This window comes from Candidatus Saccharibacteria bacterium, from assembly GCA_016700375.1.
In the GTDB taxonomy this organism is placed as follows: Bacteria; Patescibacteriota; Saccharimonadia; order Saccharimonadales; family UBA4665; genus JAGXIT01.
Window position 1 is genome coordinate 689,419 of sequence record CP065016.1, and the last position, 21,662, is coordinate 711,080.

General features: G+C 47.6%; 25 protein-coding genes. 4 read left to right on the forward strand and 21 right to left on the reverse strand.

Annotation, left to right across the window (positions count from 1 at the left end; translation table 11 throughout):
• Window positions 1-22: 22 nt before the first annotated feature.
• The 11 genes from IPP75_03580 to IPP75_03630 form a co-directional block, all read right to left on the reverse strand.
• Window positions 23-874, reverse strand: a complete 852-nt coding sequence (locus IPP75_03580; protein QQS68976.1) for a prepilin peptidase — start codon at window positions 872-874, stop codon at window positions 23-25.
• 94 nt (window positions 875-968) lie between these two features.
• Window positions 969-1,448 (reverse strand): prepilin-type N-terminal cleavage/methylation domain-containing protein, encoded by a 480-nt coding sequence (locus IPP75_03585; GenBank protein ID QQS68977.1) that lies wholly within the window; start codon window positions 1,446-1,448, stop codon window positions 969-971.
• Window positions 1,449-1,580: 132 nt separating this feature from the next.
• Window positions 1,581-2,801: a type II secretion system F family protein gene (locus IPP75_03590; protein ID QQS68978.1), complete on the reverse strand. Its 1,221-nt coding sequence runs from the start codon at window positions 2,799-2,801 to the stop codon at window positions 1,581-1,583.
• Entirely contained in the window at window positions 2,801-3,868 is a 1,068-nt protein-coding gene (locus tag IPP75_03595; protein ID QQS68979.1) for a type IV pilus twitching motility protein PilT, read from the reverse strand. The genes IPP75_03590 and IPP75_03595 overlap by 1 nt, the downstream gene beginning before the upstream one ends.
• Window positions 3,869-4,017: 149 nt before the next feature.
• Complete coding sequence (locus tag IPP75_03600) at window positions 4,018-5,820, reverse strand: type II/IV secretion system protein (protein QQS68980.1); 1,803 nt, start codon at window positions 5,818-5,820, stop codon at window positions 4,018-4,020.
• A gap of 15 nt (window positions 5,821-5,835) precedes the next feature.
• Window positions 5,836-6,087, reverse strand: coding sequence for a hypothetical protein (locus IPP75_03605; GenBank protein QQS68981.1), 252 nt, complete (start codon window positions 6,085-6,087; stop codon window positions 5,836-5,838).
• Window positions 6,084-6,755 (reverse strand): type 4a pilus biogenesis protein PilO, encoded by a 672-nt coding sequence (gene pilO, locus IPP75_03610; protein QQS68982.1) that lies wholly within the window; start codon window positions 6,753-6,755, stop codon window positions 6,084-6,086. Before pilO ends, IPP75_03605 begins: the two co-directional genes overlap by 4 nt.
• Window positions 6,756-7,505 carry a PilN domain-containing protein gene (locus IPP75_03615; protein QQS68983.1) on the reverse strand — a complete coding sequence of 250 codons (750 nt, stop codon included), beginning with the start codon at window positions 7,503-7,505 and terminating at the stop codon, window positions 6,756-6,758.
• A complete protein-coding gene (gene pilM / locus IPP75_03620) occupies window positions 7,505-8,545 on the reverse strand; it encodes a type IV pilus assembly protein PilM (GenBank protein QQS68984.1) in 1,041 nt (346 codons plus the stop codon). The genes IPP75_03615 and pilM overlap by 1 nt, the downstream gene beginning before the upstream one ends.
• 472 nt (window positions 8,546-9,017) lie before the next feature.
• Window positions 9,018-11,045, reverse strand: a complete 2,028-nt coding sequence (locus tag IPP75_03625; protein QQS68985.1) for a hypothetical protein — start codon at window positions 11,043-11,045, stop codon at window positions 9,018-9,020.
• Between the two features lie 166 nt (window positions 11,046-11,211).
• On the reverse strand, window positions 11,212-11,802 hold the full coding sequence (locus IPP75_03630) for a hypothetical protein (GenBank protein ID QQS68986.1): 591 nt from the start codon (window positions 11,800-11,802) through the stop codon (window positions 11,212-11,214).
• A gap of 82 nt (window positions 11,803-11,884) precedes the next feature.
• On the opposite strand from IPP75_03630, the gene IPP75_03635 reads away from it, so the two are divergent.
• The 3 genes from IPP75_03635 (at window position 11,885) to IPP75_03645 (ending at window position 14,209) form a co-directional block, all read left to right on the forward strand.
• Complete coding sequence (locus tag IPP75_03635; GenBank protein ID QQS68987.1) at window positions 11,885-12,154, forward strand: hypothetical protein; 270 nt, start codon at window positions 11,885-11,887, stop codon at window positions 12,152-12,154.
• A complete protein-coding gene (ychF, locus tag IPP75_03640) occupies window positions 12,099-13,193 on the forward strand; it encodes a redox-regulated ATPase YchF (GenBank protein QQS68988.1) in 1,095 nt (364 codons plus the stop codon). Before IPP75_03635 ends, ychF begins: the two co-directional genes overlap by 56 nt.
• 116 nt (window positions 13,194-13,309) lie before the next feature.
• Complete coding sequence (locus IPP75_03645) at window positions 13,310-14,209, forward strand: hypothetical protein (protein ID QQS68989.1); 900 nt, start codon at window positions 13,310-13,312, stop codon at window positions 14,207-14,209.
• A 3-nt stretch (window positions 14,210-14,212) separates the two neighbouring features.
• On the opposite strand, the gene IPP75_03650 is transcribed toward IPP75_03645, so the two are convergent.
• Together IPP75_03650 and IPP75_03655 are read right to left on the reverse strand one after the other, a co-directional pair.
• A complete protein-coding gene (locus IPP75_03650) occupies window positions 14,213-15,937 on the reverse strand; it encodes a serine hydrolase (GenBank protein QQS68990.1) in 1,725 nt (574 codons plus the stop codon).
• Window positions 15,938-15,967: 30 nt separating this feature from the next.
• On the reverse strand, window positions 15,968-16,594 hold the full coding sequence (locus IPP75_03655) for a PH domain-containing protein (protein ID QQS68991.1): 627 nt from the start codon (window positions 16,592-16,594) through the stop codon (window positions 15,968-15,970).
• 188 nt (window positions 16,595-16,782) lie between these two features.
• On the opposite strand from IPP75_03655, the gene IPP75_03660 reads away from it, so the two are divergent.
• On the forward strand, window positions 16,783-17,433 hold the full coding sequence (locus IPP75_03660; GenBank protein QQS68992.1) for a Crp/Fnr family transcriptional regulator: 651 nt from the start codon (window positions 16,783-16,785) through the stop codon (window positions 17,431-17,433).
• Window positions 17,434-17,447: 14 nt separating this feature from the next.
• On the opposite strand, the gene IPP75_03665 is transcribed toward IPP75_03660, so the two are convergent.
• The 8 genes from IPP75_03665 to IPP75_03700 all read right to left on the reverse strand — a co-directional run bounded on the left by IPP75_03665 (window position 17,448) and on the right by IPP75_03700 (window position 21,555).
• Complete coding sequence (locus IPP75_03665) at window positions 17,448-18,107, reverse strand: hypothetical protein (GenBank protein ID QQS68993.1); 660 nt, start codon at window positions 18,105-18,107, stop codon at window positions 17,448-17,450.
• A gap of 136 nt (window positions 18,108-18,243) precedes the next feature.
• Window positions 18,244-18,969 (reverse strand): TlyA family RNA methyltransferase, encoded by a 726-nt coding sequence (locus IPP75_03670; GenBank protein QQS68994.1) that lies wholly within the window; start codon window positions 18,967-18,969, stop codon window positions 18,244-18,246.
• Entirely contained in the window at window positions 18,953-19,429 is a 477-nt protein-coding gene (locus IPP75_03675) for an NUDIX domain-containing protein (protein ID QQS68995.1), read from the reverse strand. The genes IPP75_03670 and IPP75_03675 overlap by 17 nt, the downstream gene beginning before the upstream one ends.
• On the reverse strand, window positions 19,426-19,764 hold the full coding sequence (locus IPP75_03680) for a GIY-YIG nuclease family protein (protein QQS68996.1): 339 nt from the start codon (window positions 19,762-19,764) through the stop codon (window positions 19,426-19,428). Before IPP75_03680 ends, IPP75_03675 begins: the two co-directional genes overlap by 4 nt.
• 35 nt (window positions 19,765-19,799) lie before the next feature.
• The gene (gene efp / locus IPP75_03685) at window positions 19,800-20,366 is read right to left on the reverse strand and encodes an elongation factor P (GenBank protein QQS68997.1); all 567 of its coding nucleotides are present in this window, start codon (window positions 20,364-20,366) and stop codon (window positions 19,800-19,802) included.
• A 1-nt stretch (window position 20,367) separates the two neighbouring features.
• Window positions 20,368-20,697, reverse strand: a complete 330-nt coding sequence (locus IPP75_03690) for a hypothetical protein (GenBank protein QQS68998.1) — start codon at window positions 20,695-20,697, stop codon at window positions 20,368-20,370.
• Between the two features lie 55 nt (window positions 20,698-20,752).
• Window positions 20,753-21,073, reverse strand: coding sequence for a hypothetical protein (locus IPP75_03695; protein QQS68999.1), 321 nt, complete (start codon window positions 21,071-21,073; stop codon window positions 20,753-20,755).
• A 5-nt stretch (window positions 21,074-21,078) separates the two neighbouring features.
• Window positions 21,079-21,555 carry a single-stranded DNA-binding protein gene (locus IPP75_03700; GenBank protein QQS69000.1) on the reverse strand — a complete coding sequence of 159 codons (477 nt, stop codon included), beginning with the start codon at window positions 21,553-21,555 and terminating at the stop codon, window positions 21,079-21,081.
• Window positions 21,556-21,662: the final 107 nt, after the last annotated feature.

Sequence of the window (21,662 nt, forward strand, 5' to 3'; positions counted from 1 at the left end):
TGTGGGTCAGACAATTATTCTTTCACAATAGAGAGCTGGTATACCACTCGCCGATACGGTCTGAAAAAAGTACTACCAGAATACAGGCTGCTAAGAGGTATGGCCCAAAAGGTATGTGCTTTTGTAGACCTGCTTTTCCCTGTTTTAGCAAAGGTATGCTGCCTAGAGTGCCCAGCATCGATGCGAAGAAAAGCACCAGCAGCGCCTTGATTGGATTGACTGCAATGATACCGAGCGGCAAAGCCAATTTGACATCTCCCCCGCCAATCCCTTGCCCGTCCGAAATTTGATAAATAAACCAAAACAATCCGAACAATAGTATCCCACCTAGAGCAGGATCAATAAGCAGGCGCCACTCTCGGTGAAGTATACTCATTGCAGCTGCCTGCAAGATAGCAACCCCGAGTAGAGTAAAGACTAGTTTATCGGGTAGAATGTACCATTTGTAATCATATACCCCTAGTGCAACAAACAGTACGCTACAAATGAGCGTAAAGATAAATAAAACCAAACCAATCCCATGAAGTGCAAACGGCCAGCACAAAAACAAACCAACAAATAGCAAGCCGGTGAAACATTCCACCAGAGGATACTGGCGAGAAATAGTTTTATGGCAATACCGACATCTCCCATGTAACATCAGCCAGCTAACGAGCGGGATAAGATCTTTAGCAGCCAATACATGGTAACAGCGCGTACACACGCTCCTCCCGGTCCAGATTGATAAGTTTGCGTTCCGATGCCTGGCTGCACGTTTCGAATTATTCTTTCTATGGGTTGGATTAATTTGAGCATGCAGCCTCCAAACGAGGGCATTAACAAAACTTCCGCACAATAACCCGAAAAAAAATAAAACGATAACCATTTCAATCATAATAGCAAGTTTGCTGGCCTGTGGCTATTCACCGCACAAGAGCGTCCCTCAGGACGCTCTTGTAACTACCGACGGATTGCAATTGTAACCGAGGCTAACTCTCTGTGCACTGACGAGCGACACCGGTGCCACCAGTCTCGACGACATAGGTAGCCGCCACAGCACGAGGTTTGGCGGTAGGTGTATTTGCATTACAGCCGTAGTTTATTCGAATATTTATGATACCCGTATCCGCAATGGCCGAGGGATCTGCCCCATTAAACCGAATTTGTGTTCCGGCTCTCACCTTAGATGTCACCGGACTGTCAGGAGTGTTACCAATGACGACATCTGTCGCGCCGCCGGGATCGGGGATATTTGACGGCATCTTACCATTGTTCGCGGCCTGAAACTCATTCACACCGCTCAAAACATTGGACGCATCATTCCGAATGGCAGTATTCCGACTATTCCGCTGCAATGCCGGTACCGCCAGGAAGACAATGAGCAGAATAAGACCGGCTATAGCTAGTACTATCAACACTTCAATAATTGTGAACCCCTGTTGCTTAGATCGCTGTGTAGTTTTTTGCATATAGCAAGTGCCCCTTTGCTTATTTAATTCTACTTATGCTTCAAATAATACTGAATGGTTTAGCATATTGCAATAGGTGATATTCATGTATTGAGTCTCGCACGCTGCAGTAAGACCGTTCTGTGAAATATCTTACACACCACCCAACCCATTCTTTCCCGCTAATCCATAGATGGGCAGAAGAACTGCGGCAACTATGATGAATGCGACAATTCCAAGTAACACCATCATGACGGGCTCTATGATAGAGGATATGGTTTCCACTTCTGTATCGACTTCTTTTTCGTAATAATCAGCAACTTTTGCCATCATCTGCTCAAGTGCACCCGATTGCTCGCCAATACGCATCATACTCGGCACCAGCGGGAGAAAGTGCGGATCATTTTCTAAACTATCGGCGAGACTTTTGCCTCCTTTGACTTTTTCCGAAGCTCTCATGATTGATTTTTCAATATGCACATTGTTGACTGCCTTAGAGGTAATGCTGAGCATCTGCAATAACGGAACACCGGTAGATACTAGCGTTGTGCCCGTACGCGCAAATCTGGCCATGTAGACCTTCATAAAAAGGCTTCCTATGGGCCATGCGCTCATTTTCAGTTTATCAATCACCTCTTTGCCTGGGCCAGTGCGCGCCCAGCGCGTTGTAAAGAAAATTGCGAAACCGAACGCCAAAAGCATAACCCACCAAAAGTGGATGGTAAAATCAGAAATACTTAGTAGGACTCTGGTAATTAGCGGTAACTGAGCGTTTTGCATACCGTCGTATATATTTTTTACCTGAGGCAACACCTTCACCACCATAAATCCCACAACTGCCATCATGACTAATACAACAACGAGAGGATATATCATTGCACCTTTGATTTTTGCATTCAGGTCAGCTTCTTTCTCTTGTTGTACGGCAAGACGGTCAAGAGCTTGATCGAGCGTTCCCGATGATTCCCCGGCCGCAATCAACGCAATATAAACAGGGTTGAAAACGCGCGGAAATTTCCCCATAGCGGCCGCAAGCGTGCCACCACCTTCAACATCTCCAATGACTTGACTCAACACTACCTTGAGCGGTTTACTCGTCGCCTGGCTGTTTACGCTCCTTAGCGCCTGCAGCAGGGGCAGGCCTGCATTAATAAGCGTGCTTAGCTGGCGACTAAAAAGCACTCGATCTTTAGCTTTTATACGCCCCTTGAAAAAATTCATTCCAGGAGAGGAGGATTCGAGGGTTACATCTGTAGGAACGAGTCCTTCGGCGCTAATTAATTTTGCGGCAGCAGCCTCGCTGTCTGCCTGAACCGTTGCTTTCACCTGCTTGCCGGTCTGCGGATTACGCGCTGTGTAGCTATATGTTAGCATTAATCCCTCATCAATCTGTCTAATTCATCAATGTCTATGGCATAGTTGCGAGCTTCGTCATAGCTAATCGTTCCTGAGTGAATAAGTTGCACAAGTTGCTTGTCCATACTCTGCATACCAAATTCCGCACCGGTTTGAATAACAGCATCGAGTTGGTGAGTTTTGCCTTCGCGTATGATGTTGCGAACCGCAGGAGTCGCCACAAGAATTTCGGCAGCCGCAATACGACCACCGCCAATGGCAGGAATAAGCCTTTGGCTACAAATGGCCATGAGGATGTTGCTTAGTTGTGCGCGAATTTGCGGCTGTTGGTGCGGCGGGAAAACGTCGACCATGCGGTCGATACTTTGGGCGGCGCTATTGGTATGAAGCGTCGCAAAGACAAGGTGACCCGTTTCGGCAATGGTTATTGCGCTTGCTATGGTTTCGAGATCGCGCATCTCACCGATTAGCACAACATCTGGATCTTCGCGTAGGCTGGAACGAAGTGCTGCACTGAATGAGTACGTATCGTAGTGCACTTCGCGCTGTACGATGATGGATTTATTACTTTTATGCGTGTACTCTATGGGGTCTTCGATGGTAATAATGTGCTTCCCTTGCTCCATGTTGATCTTATGGATAAGTGCTGCCAAGCTAGTAGACTTACCCGAACCAGTTGGCCCAGTGACCAGCACTAAGCCACGCGGATATTCAGCAAACTTCGAGACGATCTGCGGCAACCCGAGCTGCTCAATAGTTAGCATCTCGTTTGGAATAAGTCGTAGGGCTGCCGCCAGGTTACCCCGTTCATGAAAGGCGTTGACACGAAAACGTCCGAGGTCGCCAAACGCAAAGCTAAAGTCGAATTCTTTGTCTTTTAAGAGAATCTGCTTTTGGTCTTCGTCTAGTATGGCAAATATCAGGGTTTCAACACTTTCCTCAGTGAGAATGTCTGCGGCAGCAACAGGTATAAGCGAACCGTCTACGCGTAACATTGGTGGTAAGCCAACCTGTAGATGGAGGTCTGAGGCTTTTTTCTTAACAACTTCTTCAAGCAGTATTTCTATTCGTGGTTGTCCGCTCATTAGTTTACCCCCCACTGCTGCAAGCGAGAGAAAGCCAAATCCATTGTTTTGGTCCCGAAAATTCTACCCTCTGTTCTCTGTTCTTGAACCTTGACTCTCATGTTCCACCCTCTCTCTTATCTCGTATCTCTTATTTCTTAACTCTTGATTTATGCGCTGTCGGCTGATGCAACCCGGTTAACTTCTTGCACGGTAGTCTGGCCAGCGAGTGTTTTCAAAAATCCGTCAGCGCGCATGGTAACCATGCCTTCTTTCTCTGCCTGCGCCTGAATCTCTGAGCTTGTTGCTCGCTTCAAAATAAGCTGCTGCACCGCTTCGCTTACCTCAAAGACTTCGTACAACCCCATGCGACCTTTGTAGCCACCCGGGGAACCAGGGCTGTCTTTGCCCTTGGTTAAAGTATAAGCGGTATCACCAGCCAATGGCAAGCTTTCATAGCCAAGGTCTGCGGCAACTTCAGCCATATGCTCCGCATCTTTAGGCAAAAAGTTGCCAAGAGCGGCTTTTATTGCCGCGGTCTCGACAGCACTCGATTGGTATTGCTCATTGTTTTTGCCTATGCGACGCACCAAGCGCTGGCCAATCACCACATGCACCGTACTTGCGATAAGGAATGGTTCGATACCCATATCGAGCAAACGAGGCAAAATTCCGGCAGCACTATTGGTGTGAAGCGTACTGAAGACCAAATGCCCGGTTAAGCTGGCTTGGACTGCAAGTTCCGCCGTTTCCTTGTCGCGAATCTCGCCCACCATAACAATATCTGGATCCTGGCGCAAGATTGAGCGAAGGCCGCTACTAAAGGTCAGGCCAACATCGGCGTTCACCTGAATCTGATTTATGCCATCCATCTTGTACTCAACAGGGTCCTCAAGAGTCACAATGTTGACTCCGTCGCTCTTCACCTCTTGTAAAAGTGCGTAGAGGCTAGTTGACTTACCTGAACCGGTTGGCCCGGAAGTTAGTATCATACCGTTTGTGCGTTCAAGACCCGCCCGAATAGCCCTGAGGCTTCGCCCGTGGTATCCCATTTCCTCAAGCTGGAAACTGGTACCGCTTTTATCCAGCAACCGGATAACAACCTGCTCCCCCCATATAACCGGACTAATCGAGATACGTAAGTCTATGTCTTTCCCGGCAACACTGACGGTGAATTCACCGTCTTGCGGAATGCGGTGTTCATCGATTTTCAGATTAGAAAGAATCTTAATACGGGACACAAGTGGCGGTTCGGTCGACTTTGGCAGGGTCATAATCTCACGGAGGATGCCATCAATCCGACAGCGGATTTTTAGGCTTTCCTTGAGCGGCTCTATGTGGATATCGCTTGCTCTATTTTTGGCAGCGTATTCTAAAATAGTTGAAAGTGCTTTGCTGATGGGTGAGTCTTGCACTATTGTTTTGATATTGTCAGCCGTTTTCTGTGAGTTTTTTTCGTCCTGAACAGCCTTATCGGCTTTTAGAACGTCGCCCATTTTACCAATTTCATCCACAAGATTGTCCGACAGCTGTGCCGAATACTGGTGCAACACCTGCCGTATACCTTCTTCACTTGCTGCATATACCTTCAGCGGTCGATTAATCCGGTTACTCAGGAAGTCAACGGCCTGTACATTATCGGCATCCAGCATAGCAACCACAAGGCGGTGCTGCATCTCACCCAGAGGAACCGCCATATACCGCTCAGCGGTATCTTGTGGCAGCAGTTCGAGCACCTTAGAATCAATCTTTGCCTCAAGTAAGTTCACATATGGTATCTTCGAAACATGTGCAGTCGTTTTTGTCAACTGTTCATTCGTAACCTTACCGCTTGTCACCAGTAAACCAAATAACGGTGTTCCGGTATCTTTTGACTGTTGTTTTAGCTCAGCCAAATCAGCCCGCGTGAGCACGTTATCCTCAATGAGCTTATCTTCGACTTGAGTCTGTGTGGTCGCCGAGAGAACACTCATGGAGCAGTATCCCTCCTATCTGTTGACGCCATTAAACGGATTTGGATTTGTCTTATCGCCCAGTTGACCCTGTTGAGTTGGATTGATGCTAGCTTCATTAAAAAAGCGTTCATCTGGCAGGTTAAATGTCGTTGAGATTTTATCGACCTCTTCGGCCTTTTGCTGGCGATTCGTTGGCGAAATCAATAATTTTGTTGATAGCAATAAAGATACAACCGCACTGAATATTGCTACAACAATGATAACGGCAATGTCTTTTTGCTTCATTTTACGATAACGCTCCTCATGTTCAGTGACTTCGCTGGTTGAAAGTATGTTTGCGCCACTACGCCAAGGGTTAACTCATCTTGATTACCTGATATACTGAGTGAATTGATTTGCATGGGACGGATAGAACCCTCAAGTGCAGTCAAGACATTTCTGATGTTATCGTACTGGCCTGAGACGGTAAATTCAAAGGGCATGGCAATAGCCTCAGGGGTAGAGCTCACCAGATTCGCCGACTGTGTCACTTCATCATCAGTGCCATTAATGGAATTAAATTTTACATTTTTATCAGATAGAATCGATTCAAGGCTCGTCGTCAGTTCTGGAAAATCATACGTACTAGGCAAAGCATCTAAAATAATTTTTGCATTATTGCCATCCTGCTTCCCGGAACCAGTCGATATGCCGCCGATAGCATTTGTTGAAGTAGTCGTAAAAGCTATGTATGATGCTTGCAATTTTTTTGTCGATTCTATGTCTTCTTTTAATGTTCTTACAGCGACTCGTTTTTTCTGAATAACCTTGTCCTGATATTGAGCCTGCTGAATAAATGACTTCGTTGCAATAATCGAAAATACCAATAAGAATGTGGCAGCGCTTACAACTATGACGACCGTCGTATTAGCCTTATCGATTAATGTCCTTTTGGCTGTTACTAATTGCGCCATCTAATTTTCGCCTCCAAATAAGTTGCCCTCGTTGGTTGGGGTTGTTGTTGGTACCAGCAAATTAGTGTCATACGAAACATCAAAAAGCGCTGGATCATATTTCAGCGTAATAGTAAAATTCGCACCTTTTTCATCGCGCTTGAAACTTTTTAACACCACCTCGCTAAACGCTCGTTTCACTGATACACAATTCCCTTCTGAATCAACAACTGTATTTTCGGGAATTATTGTTTGTTCACCGTCCAAATTTGGACATAAGTCTTTACCCTGCTCCAATGATGAAGCCGGTTTAGACTGTCTATACCGAGTACCCTTCAGGGTATCGGTATAGATGCTTACGGTATCGAGATTGTCTGCCTTACCGGATATTGAAATGGTTTGTACGGCAAAATCTATATCAAGTTTATCTAAGGAAGCCTGTGCCGGAGTTACCTGCGAAATATATGACAGCAAACGGGTGGCGACAGGCTTCTGTACGTGCAGCTTGGTCAAGGTGTTAAGTTGGCTCTGAACCGTGAGTATTTTATCTAAACTCTTAAAGCCTTTTAGTTTAGTATGGTACGTTTTTATATCACTATCCAGATCACTGAGACTTTTTTTCTGAACTACATTGACGAAAAAGAAGGCGAACAGAAAGACAGCCAAGGAAATCCCACCCACAACCAATGAAATGAATGTCATGAGGTATTTTGTACGACGCGCTTTTACAAATTCAAGCTTTATATCCGGCAATAGATTAAGCTGTACCATTATTCATTCCTTTCCGCAAGACCAGCTGCCACACCAAACTGGTTCGAAACTGCAAGCAGTTCGTTTTGCCTATCCGCAGCAAAGGCAACATTACGCCAAGCATTACCGATCTCTACATTGACTCCAAATTTATTTGCCATATAGAGGGGAAATTCTGGGATTGTGGAAGCACCTCCGGTAACAATCATGCGTTCGATGGGAGTATCAGCATAACGTGTCTGAAAGAACTTGACTGACTTATCTATCTCGCTGACGAGCAAATCTATTGTGCCAATGATTGCCTGATACACTTGTCCTTCAAGCTTATCCTTGCTCACACCAAACTTACTCACAAACTGCTGAGCCTGCTTATCATCTATATTCAGGTTTTGTGTTGCCGAACGAATAACCGCCTCCACGCCAGTGGGAATTGAACGGGTTAGTCTCGGCGCCCCTCCTAGAGTTATCACAAGATCAGTGCTAAAGTGACCCATGTCAACTACTAGTTGGGGAGCCGTGGTATCGGAAGTAATGAGTGATCGTGAAATCGCTAGATTATCAGGCTCAAATGCAATAACATTAAGGCCTATTGATTCGATCATATCCAGTCGCTGCTCAACAAGGTTATTCGAGACGCTGCTGAGCAAAACCTCAATCTTCGTGTGATCCTTTGGCGAGTCGCCTAGTGCAGCCCAGTCAATCTTACTCTCTGCAGGGGGTGTTGGTATAAGCGACTCTGCTTGGTAGCGAATTGCCTTCCCAAGTTCGCCTTCTGGAATTCGATCAAAGTCGATGACCGTAGTGAAGACGCGGCTACTCGGAAGTCCCACCGCGACATTGCGCGTAGATAAGCGAGCCTCAGACACTAAATTTGAAAGGATTTGAGCAAGCTTCTGCTGATCGGCCTTACTATCACTCTGTGCCACTTTTGCATCGACTGGCACATACGCATATTTTACAAGCCCCCTACTAGCACCAGATCCCCGTAACTCAACCAGCCTGATACCCGTCGTTCCGATATCAAGCCCAAAGAATGATGATACCCCACTCAATATACTCATAATTATCCATCATTATAAAGAAACTCCTATCTAACCACAAGTGCTTTAGGTAAAGTGGTTTGTCATCTTGTCATGAACACTAAGCATGAGCTCCTGAGGGAGATAGTTATACCCTAAGAACTGGTGTCGAATTCGGTATCAAGAGAAATTTCAAGGGGTAACGAGTTTCGCACTTTGAGCTCATGTGCATTTTCTCCTCGAAGCACGGAGGGAGCCGTACTGAGGTACGGCGAGTGAGTACTGGAGAGGAAAAATGTGCAGGAGCCTAAGAAGCCGGCAGTGCGGCCAGCTTCGCTGGGAGGCAGGCTGGCTAGTGCGAAACTCGTGGGGGTAATGAATTGGTAAACCATGACGTACATTCGATACCAACGCACAATCCGCTGTAAGTGGCAAGGTTGGTGATGAAAGTATGTCTATACCTGGCGCAAAGCCTCACCTGCCTAATCGACATATGCTAAGCCTAAAGTACAACCTACAATATTGGTGGCAGGCTAACGTATGAATCATATTTGACTGGACCGATACCGGACGCACTACCGCCTCGGCTCATCCACAGCTCAGCGCTGTAAATGAATTCTTCACCTGGGTCTGCCGGCACCGCACTTGCGGTTTTAAAACTACCTAAGTTTCCCCAGGTTCTATTGAGGACTAGACGTTTTGCTACAACCGCACCATAGACAGTCAGCTTGTGATAACAATCACTATATCCCGACGCTGATGTCTGCAAATTAACAGCGCTTCCGAGACCATATGAGCAACTATAGAATGTCCCACCGCTGCCATTTCCGTCGCTATCTCCAGTATAATACACTCCTCGCATTGTATTAACATCATTGTCCGTGAATATATCTCCGTTCAAAACAAATACATTGAGCCTGGGGACGTCGGCAGCAGAATTATATATGCCGTATGATATACCCGGATTAGCAATGTAGAGATTACCGCTGGTCAGATTGATAGTCAGCCTAACTCCGGGATGAAGCGTGCCAAAGATCGTTAAATCACCACTATACGTCAGGTCGTAGTCGCCTGGCGCAAATGACCCTACATCCAACGTACCGGGGCTAGCAGTCGCCGATGAAACCGGCACGGGAGGCGTGTAATTTGGTACATTGTATCCTCCTCCGTACGTACCTCCGCCAAACGTTGTGTTTGCAAAAGCTAAACCATGACCGGATTGTGCACTGACGCCTCCGGGCAGACTTATGCCTGTCACAAAATTAGATATACTTCCGGTCGCAAGCGCGGCGAGGTTAGTCCCTGCCCCATTGTACCCAATCCCCCATGCAGGATTATTGTCCCCATTCCATGACTGAATGTCACCGCCAGACAAAATATCTCCGCCTGTTACTGAAAAATACGGCGCATACATGGCTGTATTAGTCACAGGACCTCCAGACGCAGGACATGATATGTTCAAACCGGCTCCGCTTAGTCCCCATACCATTGTGTATATGCCACCAACCGTCGGCGTGAAGGTATAAGTATATCTGAGAAAAGCTGGCATTATTCCTGTCTCGGAATACGCTACACTGGCATTATTAAATACCAGGGCTCCAGAGGGATCTCTAATCTGTAAATACATTGCTGGCGAGGTACCGGCTGTATATGGTGGTGTGGTCCAGGCTATTAATTGTGCATTCACTTCAAACGAATGAGGCAGCCCAACTATCATGCCGGATGACGCAAATGTTTGTAAGCCGCAAGAAGAAGAGTTGCACGACGGCAATGTTAAGGGACCTGCAACGGTATAAACACCATTTTGATTCCCAGCTGTATTGACACCTACTGCCCGAAAGTAATAGCTCCTCCCTGACGTAATGAGTTTCGCGGGGTTAGGGTCAACAAAAGTAATGCTTCCTCCGGAAGTTATGGCGGAACCTAAATACTTTCCCGAACCTGGTGGTCCGTCTCCCCATACTTCCACTGTAATTGAACCACTGTAATCAGGATCGCTAGCTGTGGCGGTTACTGTCCTCGATAAACAACTGCCCGTACCGATGTTACTAACCGGTTGCCTGTCGCAGTCACCGTTGCTGTCTTTGACATAGCCAAATGGTATAGCCGATTGATTGCCAGGTAAATTAGGGCACAGGTCTACAGGGAGACCAGGTAGATTTCCGAGTGGATTGCCACAATTAATTTTAATGGCATAAACAATGACTCCATCTACCCGAAAGACTATCGAAGGTTCGACTCCTGAGTGAGAATATGTTACAACACGATTATCCACATTATAGTACGCTGAGTTTGTCGCGTATGCATAGTCTTCTATGGTTATTGTGACGTTAGGATTGTTTACGCGTACTTGCCAGCTTGCATTGGCATCATTGCCAATACCGCCAATAATGTATTGCGCACCTATCTTTTGGAAGCCGTATCCATTTACTAGTTTATCTTCTATTGCGGCGATAAATGTTGTTTTGTCACTGACGCTAGTCAGAGCTAAATCGTCTTGCCCGCCAGGCTCACAGTTGGCATCAACCGGATCGGTATTCACTGAAAGATCCGTTGGAGAATACGGATTTGATAGTACCTTACAGTAATGGTTGTATGCTGCAGCTTGTGCAGAAAATTTTCCGGGAGCAAACAGCAGTAGCGCTAAAAACGCACAGAATAATACACTTATGAATATGCTATTTTTTTTGTTAAAGTGATATTTCATATTATTTTGAAACTCGCTTCAGTGCAGACTCGTAATCCCCAGCAGAAATAGCATAAGCTGGGTCGTTTTTGTCTAAACGGCTAAGAGCTAGTTCGTAGTATTTGCGCGCCGTGGATTTGTCTCCAGCTTTTTCGGCCACATATCCTATCAACTGAGCCGTTCCCGGTGTAGGCTTTAATCGCTCAGCTTCAAGTGCATACAATCTTGCATCCGCGAATTGTTTGCTATTTATCCCGTTCGTTGCGAGCTGCGCATAAAGTTTTGTTTGGCTTGCTAAATCGGTCGTTTTAGCAACTTCCGCCTTGAGCAATTCCTGTGCTGCATCGTAATTACCATTGTACATTTGTTGTTCTGCTTGTTGGCTGGCAGGTAATGAATTATTGATTTTGACTTTCTTATGTTCTTTGGGGGAGTTCGTTGAAGAGCTATTTGTAAGCTTACTAAACCCTATAATAGCCAAAGGAAGAGCTACCACAAAACAAAGTATGCCGAGCAGTAACCCTACATATCGACGACTATGTTTTGGCCGTCCGCCTTGGTCACTTACGGTTATGCGCGAGCCATCATTTGCTAGATTTGTACCTTGTAGCATGTTCTCATACTATATCAAACTATAAGCATCATGTGAAGAGTCAGACCCACATTTTTACGCACTAGAGAAACTTGTTGAAGGCATGATAAAATTAACAGAGAACTTAGACTATCTTGGCAAAAAAGAGATTGTTCAGAAAGTTGTTAGTAAAGTAATTGCTACGCAGCGGGAAGTAAAGGTTCGGGGTTACATACCTGTTTTAGCAGATGGAGATGTTGGATTAAATGTTAACTATAGCAATACTGGCGTTCCAACCCAATGTGGTGACCAGCCTAATCAGTCGGAGATTAGGTTAAATGCTAAGTATAGCCATCGTGGGATTGCCAAATGTCGGGAAATCGACGCTGTTTAACGCGCTGACCGACAGCAATATTTTGGCCGCAAACTACCCCTTCGCTACCATAGAACCAAACACGGGCATTGTGCCGGTACCCGATGAGCGTCTTCAGAAACTCAGCGAGCTATATGGAAATGCACCCATCAAGCCCGCTACGGTAACGTTCGTGGACATTGCCGGGCTGGTGGCGGGCGCAAGCAAAGGCGAAGGCCTCGGTAACCAGTTCCTTTCGCACATTCGTACCTGCAATGCCATTGTGCAAGTGGTACGCGCATTTGAGGACCCAAATGTGGCCCATGTCGATGACGCACACGACCCCGCAAAGGACATAGACGTCATAAATACCGAGCTGGTTCTGGCTGACCTCCAAACCGTCACAAACCGCCTGCCACGACTCGAAAAAGAAGCCAAAGCAAACGTAAAACTAAAAACCCTCATCGAGTTTGTAGAACTCGTCAAGGCAACACTCGACAGCGGAACACCGCTTTGGGCAAACGAAGCAATAATGAATCATGAGTTCTGCCCGTGGCTACGCCAAGAGCTACAACTTCTGACGCTAAAGCCCATAATTTATTTGTTCAACGTAGATGAAGTGAAGCTAACAGATGAAAATACAGCATCCCAGGTGAAAGCACTCGTCATGCCCGCCCCTGCTCTTTTGGTCTGTGCCAAGCTAGAACACGAGCTGCGAAGTCTCGATGAAGCCGACCGCCGCGAGCTGCTTGAAAGCTACGGCGCGCACCAATCTGGCCTTGTCCAGCTCATACACTCCGCTTACAAGACACTAGGCCTGCAAAGCTACCTCACGGCAGGCGACAAAGAGGTCCGCGCCTGGACAATCTCGAGCGGCGCAACTGCACCACAGGCTGCCGGCGTCATCCATGGTGACTTTGAGCGCGGCTTCATAGCCGCAGACATAGTGAGCTACCCAGACCTCATAGCCGCAGGGTCATTGCAGGCAACTCGAGCAGCGGGCAAGGTTCGCACCGAGGGCAAAACCTACGTTATGCAGCCAGAGGACGTTGTTGAGTTCAAATTCAACGTGAGCAAATAACGCTACATTCGGCTAACTGAAAGATTTTAGGGTACTCTTTCACCGTTTTTCTGTCATGCTGATTGCATGAAAAAAGATGTCCTCATTGTCATAGCATACGGATTAATCATGTAGGGATGCAGTCTGGGCGTCCACGGTACCTTTGTCGGGATTGCCGCAAGAAGTTTCAAGATAAACGCAGACAGATACGTTCATCGGTTGCCTTCATGCATTGGGATAGGTATGTCTGGGGAAAGCAAACAGTCGAGCAGCTGGCCAAAGAGCTTCGTGTCAGTGTTCCGGCCATGCGAGCGAAGCTTGACGTCTACAACATCCCACAGACGCTCCCGTACCAGGAATTACTACCCACCTCAACTACACTCGCTATCGACGCCTACTTCCGTTCACGCGGTGACGGTACCCTTATCTTCCGCTCACCTGAGCTACGACGTAATCTTCTCTGGTACGATATTCGGTACGAAACTGTCGAGGAGTATCTACGAGGTATCCGTTTGATGCAAGAAGCGGGTTGGGTATTCACTGGCTTTGTGGTTGATGGTCGTAAAGGCGTTGTCAAAGCTCTTTCTAGCCTTGCTCCGGTGCAGTACTGCCAGTTCCATCAGAAGAAGACTATTCGGAACTATCTGACAAAGCATCCCAAAACAGATGCCGCTAGAAAGCTCAAAGACATCGTCGATCTTTTGACGCTGACCGACGAAGCCTCGTTCCGGGCATGGCTTGGAGTGTGGCATCATACATGGGACACATTCCTGAAAGAGAAAACGATTCACCCCGATGGGAGTACCAGCTACACTCACAGAAGACTTAGAGCAGCTTACCGCAGCCTCAAGACAAATCTACCGAATTTGTTTACCTGCCACACGGTCGATAACCCACCAAACACGACGAATACGTTAGATGGTAGTATTAGTCATCTCAGAACAATGCACCGAGTCCATAGAGGCATAAAATTACGACGACGCCGTAAAGTAACAGATACGCTCCTTCGAGGAAAGTACCCTAAAAAGTTTCAATGAGCCCTACATTCTATTCAGCTGCTCGTTAATCTGGCGCGCCGCATCCGCAACCTGCGCCCACGAACTCCCCTGTGACATTATGGTGAGCATGTACGTTTTACTGCCATACACTATGGCCGCATCGTGCAGTTTGCCGTCGAGGAACCCAACTTTATCTGCCACGGTTACTCGCACACCCGCCGGTATACCCTGCCGGTACACTTGACGCTTCATAACATCGAGCAACCTGTCGCGCTCCGGCGTATTTAAGATGTTGCCGTACTGGAGTTTGTGCAAGAACAATGTTTCGTCGTCGGGAGTAGAATACATCGCCCCGCGTATTGTACTGGTGTTTGATAATCCCAAGGCGCGCACCTCGTTTTGTATGTTCGACCAGCCAATCTTGTCGCCCAGCCACTCGGCACAGGTGTTGTCGGAGTTGATTATCATGACGTCAAAACACTGACTCATATTTTTGCCGGCCGTAGCGGGGTCATCCCACTTAAATGTACTGTTTTCAATCCGCTTCAAAAAGCTGTAGGCAACGTACATTTTATACGTACTCGCCGGATGGTAGCGCTTACTACCGTTGGCGCTGACCGTACTGCCATCACTCAGGCGCACTGATATGGCATAGTCACCCTTGTCTTTCACGATGTCGTTTAGCAAAGCCTGCAGACCCGCGCGGGTCGGCGAATACGAACGCTGGTATGTTACCCGCGGAGCAAGCGAGATGAGTTCACCCGTCACCACACCGTCGCCACTAAGCAGCTGTTTTTTAAGCGCTTCAGAGGTTGTGGTAAAGTTAAGTCCCCGCCCCACCGCACCCTCAGTCCGGCCTGTTTCTACACCGTCGGTGGTGCGCACCGTGGTAATACCAGGTGCAATATATATTTTCTTTTGCATTTCGCTCAGGTAGTCACGAATAGGTTTTGTGTCGACGTCTACCGTCAGCTTCTTTTTGTCGCTTGGGTCTTCGGCAATAACCAGCCACGACGCGAGCGTTGCTTTGGAAACCGGATAATCGGTATCGGCAAGTTTCAGCGAAATTTTACGTTCGGTCAGGGCCTGAGCCTCTTTTAACTTGCCCTCTACGTCCTTGTCGGAGCGAAGCGGCTTCACCGTTTCTGCGTCTATGTAGGCATGAACGCCCTTTGGCTCCAGCGAAAGACGTTTTAGCTCACCGCGTAACACATCTGGCTGACATTCCTGTCCGTCTTTGGCAACGTCGAGCACGACTGCACCATCCGTAACCATAACTCCTGCGTTTTTTGGTTCTACCTTGCAGGCCGCAAGCTCGCCCTTGGCGTATTCTTTAAAACGCTGTTCGTCAAAAGTTACGCGAATAGGCTGGTTCTTCGTCAAGCCCTTTGCAAGCCCGCTAAAGGGCACCAGCCGCTGCCACCACGGATAGGACTTGAGCTCTTTCAGTATGCGGTCAATATCTGGCTGCAAGCCGGCTGGCGCAATGGTTGTTTTCCGCGACAAATCTTTAGCGGGTCCTTCGACATGAAGCGTCAGCGGGACATTGCTGTACTGGTCTATGAGCGTTTGTGAAATCTGTTTTTCGGACTGCGAGCCAACTCGTTTGTCATCTAGGCGCACAAATGGCAGCGTTCGGTTTGCCGGGTACGCAAATTGGGCTACGATGACGGCCGCCAACACACCACCAACCCAATACACCTGTTTAGTGTGACGAGCAACGAACACATTAACCAGCCGCAACCAATACTCTGCTCTTTGTCTCATACTGCTTATGACAGTATAGCAAACCTAGGCCTAGAGGTAGAAGCTTGGGTATCTGCGACGTCGAGACAGGAGTGGCACTTTGGTGTATGGGTTCATCAGCGGTCGAGCAGGAGGCCGGTATGTTTCAAAATCCGCTGTAGGTTTCTCTGCGGTTGCCGTTGTCGGCACCATCTGCGGTACCGTTTGACGCTGCCAACGCTTACCCGAAGCAAACGTGGTCGGTGTAGACTGTTTTTGCTGCATGAACTGACTCATGAGGTAGTCGTTGTTTCGCAGTTCCATTACCCGCTGCTGAATATAATTCATGCTCGTTCGAAGTTTGCTGATGCTCCAGCTCGTAAATATGAGCGTTCGCATGGGGGTGTATATGTGGAACACAGAGGTAAAGACGCGCGAACTATAGTCAACTTCGGCTATCATGTCGTAGCGCAGGTCTTCAACGGTGAGTGCGAGTGGTTTTTTGTCCACAATCAAGACGCGGTAGTTCGTAACACACAGCAGCGCAAAACCACCATCATAGTAGCCATTGACCGCTTGTTGAATCTGTTCGTCGTCCATGAGAATGTTAGTCAGCTCGCGAATTTCGCTTCTTCCCCACACGGCATAGTCACACCCAATTTGTCTTAGCTGTTTGGTGATTTGCTTCATACTAACCATCTCTGTATCTCCCTGAAGGGTTTTCGGTCTATTGACTAAATTTCCCTACGTAGTCATCAGTATAGTGAGAGAGGTAAATTCGGGCAGTTAAGTTCATCACAAATTAGGTGAGACATTTATCACACCAGCCTGCCCAAGCAGTATGAATTCTTATAGACAGGGGTGGTTCTCTGTGGGATAATACGGCCATGCTAGCCGATGATACCCAGCTGGCGGCGTTGGTTGATTTGTTTCATACCGGCACCAAACAAGAATACTCAAAAGGCGAGTTTCTTGTTCGACCAGGCGGCGCACCGGCTGGGGTATTTTATATTGAGACAGGTTTAGTAAAAGCATACGATATCACCAAGTACGGGGAAGAAAACCTGCTTATAATTCGGCAGTCGGGGGAGCTTCTTGGTTTAACGTGGGCTTTAGCTGGAAGAGAAAGAGAAATTATCTACACAGCCCTAGCCCCAACAGTAGTATGGTTAATAAGTCGTGACACGTTTCTAGAGCATCTTCACTCCCGCCCAGAAGCCGCCGTCCCAGTAGTTGGGATACTTGCTGATATGTTCCGCTTGCACGGCGAGCGCATTATGACACTTGAGTATCGTACGGTTCGTGAACGCCTTGCTTCGTTTTTACTGGGCATGGCAGAGCGATTTGGGGTCAAAACTCCCGATGGCGTCAAAATAGATGTGCCTCTGCGCCACCAAGATATCGCCAGCTCCATAAGTGCCACACGGGAAACCACCAGTCGGACTCTCTCGGAGCTGGAAAGAAAAAACATCCTTGTCAGCGAACAGTCTCGGATTACCCTCTGCGACACATCCGCGCTACAGGACTTCCTCGAGTAGATTCTCGCTGCCCACTACTTCCAGTGGAGAATAATATCTTCCAAGATGCGGATAATTTCCTCATGTTCGGGCAGTGCACTGTTGTCGTAGTAGTGATCTATTGAGATGATATTTTCGATGACATTTAAACACACAATTTCATCGGCCAGCATATGCATCTGGTCTACAGCAGACACGCTCGCGAAAGGCGCTACCATGACCAATTTTTTTATTTTAATTGGCTTCAAGAAATCAGCCGCCGCCCGCATAGAAAAGCCGTTATTTAGCCCGTCAGACACAACTATAACCGTACGGTTTCTGAGTAAGTCAGCCCTTAAAACACCCCCTGCCCCAAGTAGTTCATTCATTTCAAAAAGCTTTTGGAGTTTTTGCTGTTCTATATAGCTAAAGTACTCGGCCTTTATTTCCTCTAGCTCGCTCGGGCTATACGCTGTATTAAATGTAACACCCCCAAAATTATCTATAGTTGCCAATACGTCTAGTTCTCTCGGCAGCTGTATAGCAGATGATAGCAGCATGTTGATAACACAGTGTAATCGTTTGGCTATTTCCGCTCCAACAACCACAGAACCGTCGCCCAAGGCGAGTACCGCGCAATCTTCGTAGCGATACTGCGCCTCAAGTTGGTCGGCAATCAAATCGCCTGCCGCCGTCCGGCTGGGAAAATAGTACATAAGCACTATTATACAGGAGGACCTTGTTCTCCTCGCAAGTTCGGAATACATCCGAACATTACTCTCCTCCTGCTCTAAAGCTCCCCGCCGGCTGGCGGGTCGTTCGCTTCGCTCATTATGAATGGAAAGCCTTACTTTACTCGCTTGGAAGCTTGCGAAGGAGGTAGAAGCGCTCTATGTTTCCCTTACTGCCAGCGACTTCGGAGTCTTTTTTGTCGAGAATTATGAAATACCCGCGCGCCCAGGTTTCAAAATCGTGCAAAATATCGCGCCGCATCCGGTCGTTTTTAATAACCCCTTTGTGTTTCACGCTGCTTTGCCCAGCTTCAAACTGCGGCTTTACCATGGCTAAAAGCACAGAGTCATGCGTGATGAGTTTTGAGACATGAGGAAGAATTTCCCGGAGTGATATAAAACTAACATCGCCCACAACAATGTCGATTTTTTCTTTCGTCATAAAATTCCGGATGTCAGTTTTTTCGTGCAATTCTATGCGTTCATCGCTACGCAAGCTCGGGTGCAGCTGTTCGGTACCGACATCTACTGCAAACACCTTTTTGGCACCATGCTGTAGTGCGTATTGCGTAAATCCGCCCGTGCTACTCCCCACATCGAGCACGGTTTTTCCCCGCCAATCAACGTGAAATGTACTGTCTGCACTCTCGAGCTTCAGCGCCGCCCGGCTCACATACTGTACGCTCGTTTTCACTTCAATTTTGTCGGCCTCAGATACCAACTGTCCGCTTTTTAACCCGGGACGTCCATTGACCAGTACTTTTCCAAGCCGTATGTATGATTCTGCCTGACTCCGACTCGCTACCAAAGCCCGCCGCGTTAAAGCTACATCAAGCCGCTGCTTCATCGAGAAAATCCTTCACATTTGGAAAAGAGCCTGGGAAGTATTCCAACATTTCTGTAGCAACTATACGAGTGAGTCTGGGTGCGGCTGGCAATCTCTCGCCAAAAAATACTGTAATACCACCCTGTCCCTCGCGTACGGGGATATTCAGTCGGGATGGCACTACAGTTAAGTATGCTTCAATGTGTTTCCGCAGAGGTACACCTATCGTGTCCATACTATCAAATACGAGACTGCCGAGGTGTAGGAGGTTGCGCGGTAGTAGCCGCAAATTTAGCTCTTCATAAGCCTCTCGAATTGCAGCATCAACGGCCGTTTCACCAAGCTCAATACTCCCTCCCCAAGTTCCAAGTTGCCCTGGTTCATATATGCCAGGTTTGTTGTCTCTATGCTGTAGGAATAACCCAAAACCCTCACGCCCAACGAAAACATGCACGAATTCCGCTGCTGGTGCCTGTGTCATATACCGACTCCCACAGTCTCACTGTCATTCCCGCGCAGGCGGGAATCCATTTTCCAATCTAAACTCAAATCTTTCCAGTACAGATTTTCCTCTTCAATGAGCCGAATCTTCCAAGCGCGTTCCCATTTTTTGAGTTGTTTTTCCCGGGTAATGGCCGCCCCAATACTCGTTGATTCTTCATAATACACCAGTGCTTTTACGCCAGATTTTTTCGTAAAACCATCAGCCAGTTCATGTTTGTGCTCGAACAAACGACGCTCAAGATTATTCGTCACACCAATATAGAGCGTTCCGTTTGGCTTACTTGCTAATATATAGACGTAATATGTATGCATAAGATAGATTCCCGCCTGCGCGGGAATGACAATTGCTATTCTTTTACGCGCTCGCGGTAGGCGCCAGTAGCGGTATCGACGGAGATGAGATCGCCTTGTTTGATGAAAGCCGGCACTTTGATGGTTATGCCCGTTTCCAGCGTGGCATCTTTAGTTATGGAGCTGCTAGTATCACCCTTTACAGCGTTTTCGGTGTAGGTCACTAACAGCGGAACATTTTTCGGTAACTCTACGTTTATAGGTACTGCATTAAAAAACTGCAGACTCACCATGTCACCTTCTTTTAGGTAGCCCGCGCCGTCGCCCATGAGTTCATCGTTCACCTCAAACTGCTCAAACGTTTCTTGGTTCATGAAGTGGAAGACGCTGCCGTCACTGTACAAGTACTGTACTGTTTGGTTCGTCACGTCTGCACTTTCGAGCTGCTCGTTTCCCTTAAATGTCTTTTCCAGCACCTTACCGTCTAGCAGGCTGCGTATACGTACGTTCACTATACTTCCACCCCGCCCCATAACCTTTTGGTTGTACTCCACAACGCGGAACGGCTCGCCGTCAAGCTGAAACACTACCCCTTTTTTAAGATTTGTTATGCTTAGTGCCATACTAGTCTCCTATGTTTCCTATTTTACCAAGGCTCATTTCATCATCTATCTCCCAGCCACGCTCAACGCAAAGTGCATGTACGGCGCCGACAAATTCCATATAGCTCGGCACATCAATAACATGTGAGAGCAGTGGGTTCGAGCCAAAGTTATATATATCGCCATTTTCTTTCAGGATATACGTTTTACCCGGCCCGCGCAGCCCTACCTTGTAGGTATAGCACCAGTATTTCCAGGTGTCTTCTTGCATGCTGTCAGCTTGCGTAACCGAAACACCGTTTTTTTCACACTCATTCCGAAAATACTGTAGCGCTTGCTCTTGTTGTATCATCAGTTGCTCCTAACTATAGCTTCAGTATACCACCCCTGTTAGCGCAGCGGTAGTCTTACGAAAGTTTTGCCTGGAGTTCGTCGATGACTCCGCCAAATTCGGCCACGTCGGCCGACCCAAACACGGTGTCAAGGCGTAACATCAGTGCATTAGCTGCTGCCAAATTGTGACGACCAATCTTTGCCCATTTATGCTGTTCTTCCCTTGTCTCGGCATATTCGTAGTCCCGCACATCAAGCTTTATTTCGTGAAGCGCCTTCTTCAGCTGTGTGATATTCTGGCGTTCAGACACGCCCAGCGAATCCATGTCGTACTCACGCAGTACAGCCCGTACGCGTCTTTCCAGCTGGGCGGCAAACCCCGTCAGACTTTGCATGGCACTTAAAACGGTATGTCGTCGAGGTTAATTGGTTCGTCGCCCACGTCTTCTATAACCACATCGTCTTTTTTCTTTGGACTTGGGCGAGATGAGCCACCGTCTAAACCACCTCCCTGATATCCTCCGCCGTTGCCACCGCCATCACCTCCACGACCACCTAGGAACGTCACATCCTGCGCGTTCACCTCAACCTTGCTGCGCTTCTGGCCGTCTTGCTCCCAGCTTCGTGACTGCAAACGTCCGTTTACTAAGCACTGGCTGCCTTTGTTCAAATACTGAGACACACGCTCCCCCAGCGGCCCCCAAGCGACAACGTCCACGTAGTCAGTTGCTTCCTGCCACTGACCATCTGCCCCTTTGTAAGCGCGGTTGAGCGCCAACGAAAAGCTACATACGTTTTGGCCATTTGGCGTCTGTCGCAGTTCGGGATCCCTGGTGAGATTCCCCATTAAGATTACTTGGTTGAATGATCGAGCCATCTCGTCCTCCTTGTAGGAACTATGTCCTTTACCTTAGTTGTACTATCAACCCTACGCCCAGTTAGTGTTATCGTCAAGTGGATTTAACAGACAAACTATACTAAGCC

Bases quoted from the DNA above. Each gene is read 5' to 3' on its own strand.
- ychF (QQS68988.1), top strand. From the start codon at position 12,099: ATGCTAAGTATAGCCATCGTGGGATTGCCAAATGTCGGGAAATCGACG.
- IPP75_03670 (QQS68994.1), bottom strand. From the start codon at position 18,969: ATGAAGCAGCGGCTTGATGTAGCTTTAACGCGGCGGGCTTTGGTAGCG.
- pilM (QQS68984.1), bottom strand. From the start codon at position 8,545: ATGAGTATATTGAGTGGGGTATCATCATTCTTTGGGCTTGATATCGGA.
- IPP75_03650 (QQS68990.1), bottom strand. From the start codon at position 15,937: ATGAGACAAAGAGCAGAGTATTGGTTGCGGCTGGTTAATGTGTTCGTT.
- IPP75_03655 (QQS68991.1), bottom strand. From the start codon at position 16,594: ATGGTTAGTATGAAGCAAATCACCAAACAGCTAAGACAAATTGGGTGT.
- IPP75_03665 (QQS68993.1), bottom strand. From the start codon at position 18,107: ATGTACTATTTTCCCAGCCGGACGGCGGCAGGCGATTTGATTGCCGAC.
- IPP75_03585 (QQS68977.1), bottom strand. From the start codon at position 1,448: ATGCAAAAAACTACACAGCGATCTAAGCAACAGGGGTTCACAATTATT.
- IPP75_03695 (QQS68999.1), bottom strand. From the start codon at position 21,073: ATGCAAAGTCTGACGGGGTTTGCCGCCCAGCTGGAAAGACGCGTACGG.
- IPP75_03680 (QQS68996.1), bottom strand. From the start codon at position 19,764: ATGCATACATATTACGTCTATATATTAGCAAGTAAGCCAAACGGAACG.
- IPP75_03635 (QQS68987.1), top strand. From the start codon at position 11,885: ATGATAAAATTAACAGAGAACTTAGACTATCTTGGCAAAAAAGAGATT.
- IPP75_03675 (QQS68995.1), bottom strand. From the start codon at position 19,429: ATGACACAGGCACCAGCAGCGGAATTCGTGCATGTTTTCGTTGGGCGT.
- IPP75_03660 (QQS68992.1), top strand. From the start codon at position 16,783: ATGCTAGCCGATGATACCCAGCTGGCGGCGTTGGTTGATTTGTTTCAT.
- IPP75_03690 (QQS68998.1), bottom strand. From the start codon at position 20,697: ATGATACAACAAGAGCAAGCGCTACAGTATTTTCGGAATGAGTGTGAA.
- IPP75_03580 (QQS68976.1), bottom strand. From the start codon at position 874: ATGATTGAAATGGTTATCGTTTTATTTTTTTTCGGGTTATTGTGCGGA.
- IPP75_03600 (QQS68980.1), bottom strand. From the start codon at position 5,820: ATGAGTGTTCTCTCGGCGACCACACAGACTCAAGTCGAAGATAAGCTC.
- efp (QQS68997.1), bottom strand. From the start codon at position 20,366: ATGGCACTAAGCATAACAAATCTTAAAAAAGGGGTAGTGTTTCAGCTT.
- IPP75_03645 (QQS68989.1), top strand. From the start codon at position 13,310: ATGCAGTCTGGGCGTCCACGGTACCTTTGTCGGGATTGCCGCAAGAAG.
- IPP75_03590 (QQS68978.1), bottom strand. From the start codon at position 2,801: ATGCTAACATATAGCTACACAGCGCGTAATCCGCAGACCGGCAAGCAG.
- IPP75_03605 (QQS68981.1), bottom strand. From the start codon at position 6,087: ATGAAGCAAAAAGACATTGCCGTTATCATTGTTGTAGCAATATTCAGT.
- pilO (QQS68982.1), bottom strand. From the start codon at position 6,755: ATGGCGCAATTAGTAACAGCCAAAAGGACATTAATCGATAAGGCTAAT.
- IPP75_03615 (QQS68983.1), bottom strand. From the start codon at position 7,505: ATGGTACAGCTTAATCTATTGCCGGATATAAAGCTTGAATTTGTAAAA.
- IPP75_03595 (QQS68979.1), bottom strand. From the start codon at position 3,868: ATGAGCGGACAACCACGAATAGAAATACTGCTTGAAGAAGTTGTTAAG.
- IPP75_03630 (QQS68986.1), bottom strand. From the start codon at position 11,802: ATGCTACAAGGTACAAATCTAGCAAATGATGGCTCGCGCATAACCGTA.
- IPP75_03700 (QQS69000.1), bottom strand. From the start codon at position 21,555: ATGGCTCGATCATTCAACCAAGTAATCTTAATGGGGAATCTCACCAGG.